The sequence below is a fragment of the Gammaproteobacteria bacterium genome (assembly GCA_028819075.1).
Lineage (GTDB): Bacteria > Gemmatimonadota > Gemmatimonadetes > Longimicrobiales > Gaopeijiaceae > BD2-11.
Window position 1 is genome coordinate 17,241 of record JAPPMM010000040.1, and the last position, 13,851, is coordinate 31,091.

Below are 13,851 nucleotides of genomic sequence, written 5' to 3' on the forward strand. Positions count from 1 at the left end.
TAAAGGAAACCTCACAGGCGCTGCAGGAACCACCAGTGATGCCCCTCGGGGTCACGGGCTTCGTAGGTGCGTTCCGTCCAGTAGCCCTCGCCGTAGTCCTGGGTCGCGGGCTCGGTCGTGATGGCGGCTCCGGCTTCACGGGCATGCGCGCAGTGGGCGTCGGCATCGTCTACGAACACGCACAGCGCCTGGGTGTTGGCGCCGCCCGCGGCCTGTGGAGATCGGGGGTAGGTGCGGCCCGGCGTCAGGCCCGCCTGCCCGACCATGATGAGGCCGCCGTTCATCGCAAGCTGCGAGTGGACGATCTGCTCCTCGTCGTTCTCGACTCGGACGCGAACGGTGAATCCGAAGACGCTGGTCAGCCAGTCGATCGCGGCTGCGGCGTCATCGTAGAAGACGGCGGGCGTGATTCTCGGCCAGCCTTCCGGGGGATTCTTCATGGGGGTTCTCCTGCGCAGAGGTGTCTGACGGGCGCGTTCAACGTCGCGTCGAGTCAGCGCGCAGCCGTTGCAGCCGGCGCATCGCCACGATACCTGCCCACGGTCCCAGCGCCAAGACTCCGAAGGCGACGCGCCAGCCGAAGCGGATCTCGAGTTCGACCGTCATCCAGATGGTGGCGGCGGTGAGCAGGAAGCCGAGTGAAGTCTGGAGGGTCAGGGCGGTGCCGACCGCGTGCCGGGGCGCCACCTCGGTGACCACCGCGCTGAACTGTGCGCTGTCCGCGACCACGGCGAACCCCCACACCCCCGCGACCACCGCGACCAGCCAGAGTGGAGCGGCGAGGAGCCAGCCCATCACGGCCGCGCAGGCCCCGCTCACCGCCATCGACCAGATGGTTACGCGCTCGCGGCCCAGGCGGTCGGCCCAGGTGCCCGCCAGCACCGCCCCCACCCCGCCGATGGCGATCGCGCCGAACCCCGCCACCCCCGCCAACCCCGCGGCGGAGACTGCGCCCGCGGCCGCGCCGGTGAGATCGCCCGCGCCCGTACTGGTGAGATCGCCCACGCCGGGGAAACCTCCGCCAGCCGCGGCAAGCCCCCCAACACCGGCGAAGTAGTCGCCGAAGAAGAGCGCGATCGTGGCCCACATCGGGTAGAGTTCCCACATGTGCCCCAGGTAGCCCGCGATGGCGAGCCGGGTCTCGCGGTGACGGACCACCACCCCCGCCAGCCGCCACGAGAAGGGGCGGCGTTCGAAACCGTGGGGCCCATCGCGATACGTCGCCAGCACCAGCAGTCCGCTTGCCGCGCAGGCCAGCGACGCGCCCGCGAGCACCAGTGCCGCACCCCCGCCCTCGACCGAAGTCAGCAGGTACGGGACCGCCTTCCCCACCGTCAGCGCCCCTACGATCGTGCCGATGGCGAAACCGCGCGCGTCCCGGAACCAGGTCGCGATCATCTTCATCGCCGGCGGATAGACCCCCGCCAGGAAGAAGCCTGTGAGGAACCGCAGAGCCAGCGCCGACTCATACCCCGGCGCGACGAGCACCAGCGCGTTCACGGTCGCACCCAGCAGGGCCGAGACACAGAAGTAGCGGGCCGCCGGAAAGATGTCCGCGAGGTTGAGGAACGCCGCGACCGCCGTCCCGGCGACGAACCCCAGTTGCACGACCGTGGTCAGCCACCCCGCCTGAGCCTCGCTCAGCCCCCACTGCGCTGCCAGCTCCGGCGACAGCGCACTGGCGGTGAACCAGAGCGACATCCCCATAAGTTCAGCCACCGCCAGCAGAATGAGGGTGCTCCAGGCGCGCGGCGTGGCGATGCGCGTGCGGCCGGCGATTCGGGCCATTCTGGTGACGCCCCTCCTGGGCATGTGTCCGGTTTCAGTCGGTCCTGAGCGCATCAAGCCTAGCAGTCGGTGGATGAATCCGCCCGTACACCGAGAGCGGCGGGCGCCCGGCTGGCAATGGCGCCTCGGAGGCCGTGCGGCTCGGACCGCCACGGGTCGACGGGCCGGTTGCGTCCTTTCGCCGGTTCGTGCGTCTATTCAGTCAGAACCCAACCGGCGAAGCGCGCCGGACCGCGCGACATCATTGCCGACACGAACTTCAGGGAGAACGCACCATGCGAATCCAACTCGCCCTCAACGTGCGCGACATCGACGAAGCCGTCGACTACTACGGCAAGCTCTTCGGCGCCTCGCCCCACAAGCGCCGCCCCGGATACGCCAACTTCGCCCTCGATGAGCCGCCGCTGAAACTTGTCCTGTTCGAGAACACCGACGCGCCGGAGCGCATCAACCACCTCGGCGTAGAAGTATTCGACGCCGCTCGTGTGCAGGAGGCGGGTTCCCGACTGGCAGCGGCCGACATTCTCGCCGAGACCGAGGAACAGGCCGTCTGCTGTCACGCCGAGCAGACCAAGGTCTGGTCCGATGAACCCCAGGGACTGCGCTGGGAGTGGTACGTGATCACCGACGATGCTCCAGACGTCGGTGAGGCCCCGGCCTGCTGCGATGGCAAGGTGGCGGAAGCAGCCACTCTCACCGCTGCCGCGCCTGCCGAACCCGCGACAGAAGCTTGCTGTGCCGGCTCGGCCGAAGTCTCCGCGCCGGCATGTTGTGACGCCTGATCGCGATGGCCCGGTTGGCGGATCCCACGGAATGAACCGAGGTCCGAGCACGGCAGGCGATGCCGATGAGGGACTGCGCTGGTCCGAGTTCCAGAGTCGGCTGCGTGGCTACGTGGCCGGCCGCGTCGACCCCGTCTGGACCGACGATGTCACGAGCGACATCCTGCTGCGGCTGCTCGAGAACAAGGAGCGTCTGGAACAGGCCCGCAACCCGCTCGCCTGGGCGTATCGGGTCGCCGCCAATTCCATCACGGATCACTACCGGCGACGCGCCGTCGAGTCGCGGGCCCTGGTACAGGCCCATGCCGAAGCCGCATCCTCGGCTCCGACCGCATCCTTGGCTCCGACCACGGCGGAGGAGGAGTCGAAAGCGGAGCGGCGACGAGTCGAGGCGTGCCTGATGCCATTCATCCTCGATCTGTCGCCGAAACAGGCTGAAGCCCTCCTCCTCACCTCGTTCCAGGGCCTCAGCCAGACAGAGGCGGCGCGCCGTCTCGGACTCAGCGTCTCGGGCATGAAATCGCGTGTCCAGCGGGCGCGCGCAGAACTGAAGCGGCGGCTGCTCGCCTGCTGTGAGTTCGAGATGGACCGCCGAGGCCGGGTGATGGGGATGCTGCCGCGAACCGCGTCGTCCCCCCCTACCGCATCAGCCTCAGCGGCCCCTCCGGCGGAAACAGCGTAAACCCCACAGCCTCCAGCCGCTGACGGAAGCGCGCCACGTCGCCCTGGAACACGGCGTTGACGTCGTCCAGAATGGTCTGGAGTGCGGTCAGGGCGTTGTTCATCGCCTGAAGCTCGTTGGGGGTGGGGGCGTCCCAAGAGCTGGCGAGGGGGCCGGCGGCGGCCTGCACTTGGCGCACGGTCGCCTGACCGCCGCAGCCGCCCTGGCACTCGGGGCCGGTGAAGTGGAGCTCCAGCAGCCCGCGCACGACCTCGGACACGGTGCGGCCCTCGCCGCTCAGGGCGTCGTCGTCCGCCAGGGTGGCGAACACCACGTCCAGCCCTTCGAGGGCTCGCTCCAGGCGGTCCTGCGCCTCGTTCGCGGTGGTGATCCAGCCGGCCACCTCCCTGCGCGCCGCGATCTTGGCCGCGCGCGCCTCCGGATCGTAGGGGAAGCGGTGGTCGGGGATCACGTCCAGCGTCTGCGCTCCCGAACCGGCGCCGGCGTTGACCCGCACCGAATAGGTACCCGGCATCACCTCGATGCCCCCGCCCTCGCTCTCGTCGCGCAGGTCCCACACCACCCGGTTGAGCCCCGGGTCGGTCGTGCCCATGAGCGTCCGCACCACCACCCCGCCCCCGTCGGCGATCTGCACCTCGGCGCTCGCCACCATCTCGCCCGGCGCCAGCCAGTAGTGAATCAGCGCGCCGTACGGCCGCCTGGGTCCGATGAACATGGTGTGGCCCACCGAACGGTATCCCGTGAGCCCCATCCCCTCCGACTGGGTGTGCTGGCGCACGGGCGCGACCGGCATGACCTCCACCGGCCGCGCGGCCACGGTCGCATCGGCCGCCAGCGCCCTCAGCGGACGCACGTCGTCCACCACCAGCGCCGCGCGCCCGTGCGTCCCCAGCGCCAGATCGCCGTCGCGCGGATGCACCACGATGTCGCGCACCGGGGTGGGGGGCACGCCTGGATGTTTCCACCAGCTCGCCCCGCGGTCCAGGCTCACGAACAGCCCGAACTCGCTCCCCACGAAGAGCAGGTTGGGCTCCTCCGGGTCCTCCTCGATGACGTGCACGAAGCCGAAGATGTCGTCGCTCGCTATCGACTGCCACGATGCCCCGTAGTCCTCCGTGCGGTAGACGTAGGGCGTCCAACTGCCGCGCCGGTGGTCGTCGTAGACCATGTACGCCGTGCCGGGATCGTGCTTGCCGGCCTCGATGTGCGGGATCCAGGTAGCCTCGGGCACACCCGGGACGTTTTCCTCGAGGCTGGTCCACGAAATGCCGCCGTCGCGGGTCACGTGCACCCGTCCGTCGTCGCTTCCCACCCAGATCAGCCCCTCCTCCAGGGCGCTCGGCGCGATGGTCAGGAGGGTCGTGTGCTCCTCGGCGCCCGAGGCGTCGATGGTGAGCCCGCCGCTCAGGTGCGCCTGCTGCTTGGACGGGTCGTCGGTGGTCAGGTCGCCCGAGATGATCTCCCAGCTCGAGCCCTGGTCGCGGCTCTGGTGCACGAACTGGCTGCCGATGTAGATCGTGGTCGAGTCGAAGGGATCGGTGGCGAAGGCCGCGTTCCAGTGGAAGCGGAGCGTCTCGCCCTCGGGATGCGCGGGGCGGATGGCCTTGCGCTGGCCCGTGACCCTGTCGAAGCGCTGCAGGTTGCCGCGCTGCGACGACGAATACCCGTAGCGCGCATCGCTCGGATCCGGCGCCGCCACGAAGCCGTCGCCGCTAACCACCCGGTGCCAGTGGGCGTTCATGACCCCGCGCCCGCCCCAGACGTCCGAAGGCCCCCACCACGAGCCGTTGTCCTGAAGGCCTCCGTAGACGTTGAACGGGATCTCGTTGTCGACCTCGATGTGGTAGAACTGGGCGAACGGAAGGTTCTCCACGAAGCGCCAGTTCCTTCCGCGGTCGTAGGTGAACGCGATGCCCCCGTCGTTGCCCAGGATCATCCGGCTCGGGTCGTCGGGATCGATCCAGAGCTCGTGGATATCGCCGTGGATGATCGCGCTGGGCACCACGGTGGTGAACGTGCGGCCCGCGTCCTCGGACACCGTCACGGCACCGTGCAGCGAATAGATGCGGTTTTCGTTGGAAGGATGGGCGCGCAGATCCGCGTAGTAGAACGGCCGGGGCGCCACTCCGGGCGCGTCGGAGATGGTCCTCCAGTTGCGGCCGCCGTCATCGGAGCGCAGCAGCTCGCTCCGCTCGGCCTCCACCAGCGCGTACACCACCGAGGGGTGCTCTGCCGGGATCGCCAGCCCGATGCGGCCGAGGTTGCCCGCCGGCAGCCCGTCGTCCTCGGTGAGCTGCGTCCAGGTGTCGCCGCCGTCGCGGGTCACGTGGAGTCCGCTGCCGGGCCCGCCCGACTCGAAGGCCCACGGCCAGCGCTGATGCTCCCAGAGCGCCGCGAAGAGCTTGTCCGGGTTCACCGGATCCATGATCAGCTCGCCCGCGCCGCTGCGGTTGTTCGACTGCAGGACCGCCTCCCAGGTCTCGCCCCCGTCGCGCGTGCGGAAGACCCCGCGCTCGCCGCCCGTTCTCCAAGTGGGCCCGAGCGCCGCGACGTAGACGATGTCGGGGTCGGACGGATGCGTGAGCACCCGATGGATCTTGCCCGAGTCCTCAAGTCCCAGGTGGGTCCAGCTCTCGCCCCCGTCGGTGCTCTTGTAGATGCCGTTGCCGACCCCGGCGCTGTTGCGCGGATTCCCCTCCCCGGTGCCCGCCCAGACGATCTCCGGGTTTGGCTGGAAGACGGCCACGGCGCCGATGCTGCCCACGGGCTGGTCGTCGAAGACGGGCCGCCACACGTGCCCGCCGTCGTCGGACTTCCACACCCCACCGCTCGCGGAGCCGACGAAGATGACGTTCCGGTCCGAGAGCACCACCTCGACGTCGGACACGCGTCCGCTCATACCCGCGGGCCCGATGGGACGGGCCTGCATCACGGAGAAGTGCTCCGGGGCAACGCTCTGGCTGGCCAGCGGGGCCCCAACTGACAATATCGGGGCTCCAACTGACAATATACTGACAACTACTGACAACCTGGTCCATCTCATGCGGCGCATGGGGGTACCTCTGGGTTTCGGGTCCGGTTCAATCATCGGTCACGGGACGTGGCTTCCCTTCTTCCTCGGGTCGCTCCGGCGCTTCCCAGTCCGGGTTGCCGCGCACATACAACTCGAGCCAGCGCAATTCCTCCACCAGGCGTGTGCGGTGGTGCCGGGGCTCGGAGATGCCGTGGCCCTCGCGCGGAAAGAGGATGAAGCGGCTCTCGACGCCCAGGTGCGTCAGCCCCGCGAAGAAGTTCATCGACTGCGCCATGGTGTCCGTCTGGTCCCGCTCGCCGTGGAAGAGGATGGTCGGGGTGGTCACCTGGTCGAGGTGGGAGTAGGCCGAGCGCTCGAGCCAGTGGTTCCGGTTCGACCACGGATCGCCGCCCAGGTACCAGCGCAGAACGTCGAAATGGAAGCCGGTGCCGAACTCGCTTTGCCAGTCCGACACCATCGCGCCCAGGCTCGCTGCCTTGAAGCGGTCGGTCTGCGTGATGGTCCAGCCGCCCAGGATGCCGCCGTAGCTCCACCCCTTCACCGCCAGCGAATCGGCGTGGGCGACACCGGCCTCAAGCGCGTAGTCGACCCCGGTCATGACGTCGTCGTAGTCGCCGCCGCCGATGTCGTTCATGTTGCCGCGCAGCAGCTCGTCGCCGTAGCCGGACGAGCCGCGCACGTTGGGCTGGATGATCGAGTATCCCGCCGCGGCCAGGATCTGCGCGTCGGCGTCGAAGCCGCGGGTGAAGACGCCCGCCGGGCCCCCGTGGATCTCGAGCACCAGCGACTGGGCCTCGGGATTGAGGCTGCGGTAGAGGATGCCCTCGATGGGGAGCCCGTCGCGGCTCGTCCACTGGACGACCTCGGGCTCCGCCAGCTGCCTCTCCGCCATCCATGGATTGGCTTCGGTGAGGCGGGTCGGGGCGCTTCCGTCGGTGCCGGCGGCGAAGATGTCGCCCGCAGAGGTGGGCGTGTTGTGCGTGAAGGCGTAGCGCGTGAAGTCAGCCGAGAAGCTGGGCGAGGACAGGATGCCGTCGCCCGACGAGACCGCCTCCAGTTCGCCCGAGTCCACGCTCAGCCGGTAGAGGTTGGCGACCGTCCGGTCGAGCCCCGCGAAGTAGAAGGCGTCGCCGGATGGATGCCACTCGGGCGTGCCGCGGATGTCGATCATCATGTCGGCCGCCATCTGGCGCACGTCGCCGCTCTCGACGTCCATGACGTACAGGTTGCCCTGGTCGAGCTCCCAGGTCTCGAGATCCGGAGCGCCGAAGGCCAGCCGTGTGCCGTCGGGAGACCACGCCAGCGAACTCTCGGGCGCCTCGTTGTCGGTCAGGTCGCGGGCCTCGCCCGTGGCCACGTCCAGCAGCGCGATCTCGGAGAGATTGCCGTCGTTGCGCCGGTTCTCGCTGCGGTAGGTGTAGGCGACGCGATCCGCCGCGGGCGCCACCGCGAACTGGCCGATGCGCAGGTTGCCGGTGGTGAGCCGCCGCGCCTCGGCGTCGTCCTCATCCTCGGAGTCCAGGGCGATCGTCCAGATGCTCGACCACTCGCCGCGCGTCTGCCCGTTGGGGGCCTCGTCGACGAAGATGGCGTCGTAGCCGTCCTCGCGCCGCTCCTCCTCCTCGTCGGGAAGCGAGTCGTTGGCGAGGTAGAAGATCGAGTTGGCGTCCCCCCACTGGAAGGAGCGCACCGAGGTGGGATGCTCGGTAAGCGCCCGCGCCTCCCCGCCGTCCGTGCGGATGATGAAGACCTGCCGCGTGCGGTCCCCGCCGTCCCCGGCGGAGCGCAGGAACGCCACCCAGCGCCCGTCCGGCGACCAGCGCGCGCCGGAGTCGCCGTCCTCCCCGGTGAAGCGGCGGGCATCGGTGCCGTCCGCGTTTACGATCCAGAGCGAGGTGATGCGCTCGTTCTCGTCCCAGTCCAGCTCGGAGCGCGAGAACAGCACCCGCTCCCCGTCCGGGGACATGCGCGGATCCGATACGCGCGTGAGGTTGATGGCGTCGTCGACGCCGAAGGCCGTCTGCTGCGCGGCGACCGCTGAGCTGCCGAGGGAGAAAGCGATGAGGAAGAGCGCGAGAGCGGCGACCCGATGCGCGCTTTCCTGAGCCCGAATGACCCGTAGACCGTACATGTTCCCGACCTGCCAAGGGTGATCGGATCCGGCTCGCGGATCCGTTGCCACGCGGGTCGGACGGGACGCTCCCGAGACCCGGGTGAGGTTGGCAATATGCCCGGAGCGGGTTCGGGGCTGCAAGCGGGAGAGTGCCGCTCCACCCTTGCCGATCCGCCCCTCTCCGCAGAGCTTGCAGCTTCGCCGCACCGGAGGCGCACCCCCACGTGCACAGAGGAACTCTCCACATCACACCGGGACGGCCCGCTCACGGGCGCCGGATCCGGCCCACACCAGCGAGCACGACACACCATGACCCAGAAGCCACGCACGGCGCGCCGCACGCGCCTGTTCACCGAGTCCGTGATCCGCGAAATGACGCGCGTCGCACAGGAGTGCGGGGCGCTCAATCTGGCCCAGGGATTCCCGGACTTTCCGGCGCCGCAGGTGATCAAGGACGCCGCGTGTGAGGCCATCCAGAGCGACATAAATCAGTACGCGATCACCTGGGGATCGCCGCGCTACCGCGACGCGCTGGTGCGCAAGTACCGCGAGTGGTACGGGATGGAGGTGAACGGCGAGCGCGAGATCACCGTCACCTGCGGGGCCACCGAGGCGATGGCGTCCATCATGCTGGCGGTCATCAACCCGGGCGACGAAGTGATCGTGCTGGAGCCCTTCTACGAGAACTACGGCCCGGACGCCATCCTGTGCGAGGCCACGCCCGTCTTCCATCGGCTGGAGCCGCCGGAGTTCCGGCTGGAAGCGGCAAGGCTCGAAGCCGACGTCACCCCACGCACGCGCGCCATCATCCTCAACTCGCCCAACAATCCCACCGGGCGCGTCTTCGACCGCGAGGAGCTGGAGGGGGTAGCGGACATCTGCCGGCGCCACGACCTGCTCGCCTTCACGGACGAGATCTACGAGCACATCTACTACGAGGGCGAGCACATCCCGCTGGCCACCCTCCCGGACATGCGCGAGCGCACGGTCACCGTCTCCGGCGCCTCCAAGACCTACAGCGTGACCGGCTGGCGGCTGGGCACCATCGTGGCCCCGGCCGACCTGACCGACGAGATCCGCAAGGTGCACGACTTTCTGACCGTGGGCGCGCCGGCACCGCTGCAGGAGGGGGTCGCCACGGCGATGAACGCGCTCGGGCCCGAGTTCTACGAAGATCTGAAGCAGAGCTACCAGGCGAAGCGGGAAGTCCTGTACCAGGGGCTGCGCGAGGGCGGATTCCGGTGTTCTCCCCCGGAGGGCGCCTACTACATCATGGCCGATTTCTCGGATCTCTCCGATGAGGACGACGACACCTTCTCGCGCGCGCTGGGGCGCGATGCGGGGGTGATCCCGGTGCCGGGGTCGAGCTTCTTCAACGTGGAAGCCGGAGACAGTACCTACGTGCGCTTCGTCTTCTGCAAGCGCATCGCCAGCCTGGAGACGGCGAGCGAGCGGTTGAGGGCGTACGCGCGGGCGGGGGCGTAGGGGGCGCGGAAAGCCGCTGTGTGACGGGATGCGGTGATCGGATGGGTGCATATTGTCATTCTAATTGACAATCTGCACCGAGATGGCCACGCTTCATGGGGCATCCGCTCGGATGCCCATCATCGAATCATGAGGCCTGTGTCGAAACCGGAGATTCCAGGTGCCTTCCGTCGAGCATGAGCCGCCGTTCATCGAGCGCGATCTGGCAGCACCTCTGCGCGAGCGGCTGCGCCACTATCCGGTCGTCACCGTCACCGGCCCCCGGCAATCGGGCAAGACCACGCTTTGCCGCACGCTGCTCGCCGACCGGCCGTACGTCTCTCTCGAGGGCATGGACGTGCGAGCCTACGCCCAGGAAGATCCACGCGGCTTCCTGCATGAGTACCGGGGCGGCGCCGTCATCGATGAAGTGCAGCGGGCGCCCGACCTGACTTCGTACCTGCAAGAGGAGGTCGACCGCGATCCCGCTCCCGGGCGTTTCGTGTTGACCGGTTCACAGCACTTCGGGCTGAGCGAGGCGGTGAGCCAGTCGCTCGCCGGAAGGGTCGGGGTGCTTCACCTGCTGCCCCTGGGATTCAACGAACTGGCCCGCTTCGGAGGACCGGCTCCGGAACTCCTGGATTGCCTCTGGACCGGTGCCTACCCGCGCATCCATCACCGGGGTATCCCCCCGGACGTGTGGCTGCGCGACTATTTCACCACCTACATCGAGCGCGATGTGCGGTCGCTGCGCAACGTCACCGACCTTGCGGCGTTCTCGGCATTCGTGCGCCTGGCGGCCGGACGCACCGCGACCGAAGTCAACCTGTCCGCGCTGGCCGGGGATGCGGGCGTCCGCCACAACACCGCCCGCGCGTGGCTGTCCGTTCTCGAGACGAGCTTCCTGGTCACCCAGGTTCCCGCGTTCCGGCGCAACCTGCGGAAGCGACAGATCAAGGCACCCAAGCTGCACTTCCTCGACTCCGGGCTCCTCTGTCACCTGCTGGGCATCAGATCCCCGGAGGAGCTGCGCCACCATCCGCTTCGCGGCCAGATCTTCGAGAGCTGGGTGGTGTCGGAGGTGTTCAAGACGATCACGCATCGGGGTCGGGAGCCCCGGCTGGGGCATTATCGAGCCCCGAGGATCGAGGTCGATCTCGTCGTGGACCGCGGGCTGCGGCTGATCCTCGTGGAAGCCAAGTCCGGGACGACCATGGTCCCGCGCTTCTTTGCCGGGTTGCGAGGTCTCGCCGCCTCTCTTGAGGAAGCCGGACAGAGCGTCGAGCAACGCCTCGTGTACGGCGGCGATTCCCGTCATCGCCGCAACGACACCGAGGTCTTTCCCTGGAACCGGATGCTGGAGGCGGAGTGGGGTTGAGCCCCCTGGACACGGCGAGCGAGCGGCTGCAGGCCTACGCGCGGGCCGGGGCGTAGGGGAAACGCCTACTCCGCCACCGCCCGCAGCGTCGCCAGCGGCTTCCGCCGCAGAACGCCGCGGCTGTTGGCGAACCCGGTGACCACGGTCAGAGCGACCACCACCAGCCACACGGCGGCGACGCGCCCGAGGGGCAGGTGGAAGTCGAGTTCGAAGAAGAACTCGACCAGCGCCCACGCGGAACACACACCGAGCAGCGCGCCCGTCAGCCCGGCGAGCACACCCAGGCTGGTGTATTCCGCGAGCAGGACCTGCCGCACGAGCGAGCGGCGCGCGCCCAGCGTCTTCAGGAGGGCGCTCTCGCGCATCCTCTGAAAACGGGACGTGGAGAGGGAGCCCACCAGCACCACCACGCCGGCGAGGGCGATGAAGAAGGCGAGGAAGCGGATGGCCCCGCCCACGCGGCCGAGGATGGTGTCGAGGGCCTCCTGGATGAGCGCGAGGTCGAGCACCGAGACGTTGGGGAGGCTGAGCACCAGGTTGCGCTGCATGCGCGCGCGGGCGTCCGGGTCGACGATGCGGGTGAGGCCCAGGTAGCTGCGCGGGGCCTGGTCGAAGACGCCGGGCTCGGCGACCACCAGGAAGTTGATGTCGAAGCGGTCCCAGTCGACGCGGCGCAGGTTCCTCACGGTGGTGGTCACGGGGACGCCCTGGACGTCCCATGTGATCCGGTCTCCGATCCCGACCCTGAGGTCGTCGGCCAGGTCGGCGTCGAGGGAGACGCCGTCGGGCGGGTCGCCGCCGTTATCGCCGTCGGGGGCCGTCCCCTCTCCCCACCAGCGGCCGGCCACCAGCTCCTCGGTGTCGGAGAGCTCGGCGCGCGAGGTGTTGCGGTAAAGGCGGCGCACCGCCCAGCGGGCCGGGCCGCCGTCCCTGCGGTCGCGCAGGATCTCCGCGGCCGGACGGCCGTTCAGGCTGGAGATGCGGGCCGGCACCACGGCGGTCAGGTCGACCGGGCCGCCCCCGGCCGCCGCCACCAATTCGGTCACGCCGTCCCGCTGGTCGGGCTGGACGTCGAAGAAGAGCAGATTGGGCTGTTCCTGCCCGCCGTCCACCGAGAGCGCGCGGCCCAGGCTGGCCTGCACCGCGAGCACGGTGGTGATGAGGAAGGCGCCCAGTCCGAGCGCGAGCATGACGGCCGCGGTCTGGTTCTGAGGCCGGAAGAGGTTGGCGACGCCCTGGCGGACGGCGTACGACGCGCGCGCGGGGAAGTACCGGCGGGTAAGGCGGGTCAAGGCAACCGCTGTGCCGTAGAGCAGCAGCAGGGCGGCGCTCAGGCCGCCCGCGAAGGCGAGGCCGTGCTCGGGCTCGGGGGCCTGCCACAGGCTGAGGAGCAACATCCCGCCGACCAGAGCGCCGAACGCGAACACGCGATCCAGCCGCGCCCGCGCCGTCACCTGCGGCTCGAAGTCGGCGCGCAGGGCCTGGAGGGGAGCGATGCCGCGGATGCGGAGAAGCGGGACGAGCGCGAACAGCGCGGCCGCCGCCATCCCGGTCACCATCCCCGCGACCACGGCCGTCCGGTCGACACGCGCCTCGATCGCCACGGGCAGCACATCGGCGATCAACAGGGGCAAAAGGCGCTGCAGCCCGATCCCACCCAGCACCCCCGCGACCGAGCCGACGAGCCCGAGCGCCACCGCCTGAAAAAGGTAGGCGTTGAAGACGCTCCGCTCGCGCGCGCCGATGCAGCGCAGCACCGCGACCGACGTGGTTTTCTCCTTCACGTACACGTGGATCGCGCTGGCCGCGCCGATGCCTCCGAGCAGCAGCGCGGTCAACCCCACGACCCGCAGGAACCAGGCGAGCATGCGCGTGCCCCGGGTGAGCCTCCGGGCCTGGTCCTGGGCGGTCACCGAGGTCACCGCCTGGTTGCGGAAGAAGCGCCAGTGGCGGCCCTCCAGATCCTCGGGGTCCTCTCCCGCGGGCATGCGCACATAGATGTGGTAGCGGGCGACGCTGCCGAACTCGAGCAGCCCGCTGGCGGCGAGGTCGCTCCGGGCGACGAACACGCGCGGCCCGATGGCGCTCTGGAAGCCGATGTCGGTGGGCAGCCCGCGCACCGTGCCCAGAATGACGAAGGAGGAGGTGCCGACCTGCAGGGTGTCGCCGGCGCCCACCCCCAGCTGGATGGGGATGGCTTCGTCCACGATCGCGACCCCGGGCTCGCCCAGGCGCGACCAGATACCCGGAGGCGTGGTCTCCACCCGCCCGTAGAGCGGGAAGCCCCCCTCTACCCCCCGCACCTGGGTCAGCCGGGTGGCCCCGCTCCCCGGCGCGTACACCATGGACACCAGTCCGGTGACCCGGGAGAGGCGCCCCCCCTCGGCCACCACCGAGTCGGCGATGGCGCCCACGCTGTCCGAGATGGGCGCGTTCGAGCTGAGGCGCAGGTCGGCGCCCAGCAGGAGCTGCGACTCCTCGCGTATCGACCGGATCACGTCGCCGCTGAAGGAGTGCACCGCCACCAGCGCGGCGACCCCGAGCGCCACCGAGGCGGCATACGCCCCGATGCGGCGCATGCCCGCGCGGCCCTCCCTCCAGGCGAGCCGT

9 protein-coding genes are annotated in these 13,851 nt (G+C 69.5%); 4 read left to right on the top strand and 5 right to left on the bottom strand.

Going from position 1 to position 13,851, the window contains the following annotated elements:
- Nucleotides 1–11 precede the first annotated feature (11 nt).
- On the bottom strand, nt 12–440 hold the full coding sequence (locus OXU32_09410) for a VOC family protein (GenBank protein MDE0074165.1): 429 nt from the start codon (nt 438–440) through the stop codon (nt 12–14).
- A 37-nt stretch (nt 441–477) separates the two neighbouring features.
- The gene (locus OXU32_09415; protein MDE0074166.1) at nt 478–1,788 is read right to left on the bottom strand and encodes an MFS transporter; all 1,311 of its coding nucleotides are present in this window, start codon (nt 1,786–1,788) and stop codon (nt 478–480) included.
- 275 nt (nt 1,789–2,063) lie between these two features.
- Between OXU32_09415 and OXU32_09420 the strand changes: the two genes are divergently transcribed.
- Together OXU32_09420 and OXU32_09425 are read left to right on the top strand one after the other, a co-directional pair.
- On the top strand, nt 2,064–2,570 hold the full coding sequence (locus tag OXU32_09420) for a VOC family protein (GenBank protein ID MDE0074167.1): 507 nt from the start codon (nt 2,064–2,066) through the stop codon (nt 2,568–2,570).
- 31 nt (nt 2,571–2,601) lie between these two features.
- The gene (locus OXU32_09425; GenBank protein ID MDE0074168.1) at nt 2,602–3,252 is read left to right on the top strand and encodes a sigma-70 family RNA polymerase sigma factor; all 651 of its coding nucleotides are present in this window, start codon (nt 2,602–2,604) and stop codon (nt 3,250–3,252) included.
- Here the strand turns inward: OXU32_09425 and OXU32_09430 are convergent.
- Both OXU32_09430 and OXU32_09435 read right to left on the bottom strand, forming a co-directional pair.
- The gene (locus OXU32_09430) at nt 3,209–6,238 is read right to left on the bottom strand and encodes a hypothetical protein (protein ID MDE0074169.1); all 3,030 of its coding nucleotides are present in this window, start codon (nt 6,236–6,238) and stop codon (nt 3,209–3,211) included. The two genes, OXU32_09425 and OXU32_09430, sit on opposite strands and share 44 nt — an antisense overlap.
- A 94-nt stretch (nt 6,239–6,332) precedes the next feature.
- Nucleotides 6,333–8,417 (bottom strand): S9 family peptidase, encoded by a 2,085-nt coding sequence (locus OXU32_09435; GenBank protein ID MDE0074170.1) that lies wholly within the window; start codon nt 8,415–8,417, stop codon nt 6,333–6,335.
- Between the two features lie 291 nt (nt 8,418–8,708).
- On the opposite strand from OXU32_09435, the gene OXU32_09440 reads away from it, so the two are divergent.
- Nucleotides 8,709–9,884: an aminotransferase class I/II-fold pyridoxal phosphate-dependent enzyme gene (locus OXU32_09440; protein MDE0074171.1), complete on the top strand. Its 1,176-nt coding sequence runs from the start codon at nt 8,709–8,711 to the stop codon at nt 9,882–9,884.
- Nucleotides 9,885–10,044: 160 nt separating this feature from the next.
- The gene (locus OXU32_09445) at nt 10,045–11,241 is read left to right on the top strand and encodes an ATP-binding protein (protein MDE0074172.1); all 1,197 of its coding nucleotides are present in this window, start codon (nt 10,045–10,047) and stop codon (nt 11,239–11,241) included.
- A 65-nt stretch (nt 11,242–11,306) separates the two neighbouring features.
- Here the strand turns inward: OXU32_09445 and OXU32_09450 are convergent, their stop codons facing one another.
- Nucleotides 11,307–13,820, bottom strand: a complete 2,514-nt coding sequence (locus OXU32_09450) for an FtsX-like permease family protein (GenBank protein ID MDE0074173.1) — start codon at nt 13,818–13,820, stop codon at nt 11,307–11,309.
- Between the last annotated feature and the right edge of the window lie 31 nt (nt 13,821–13,851).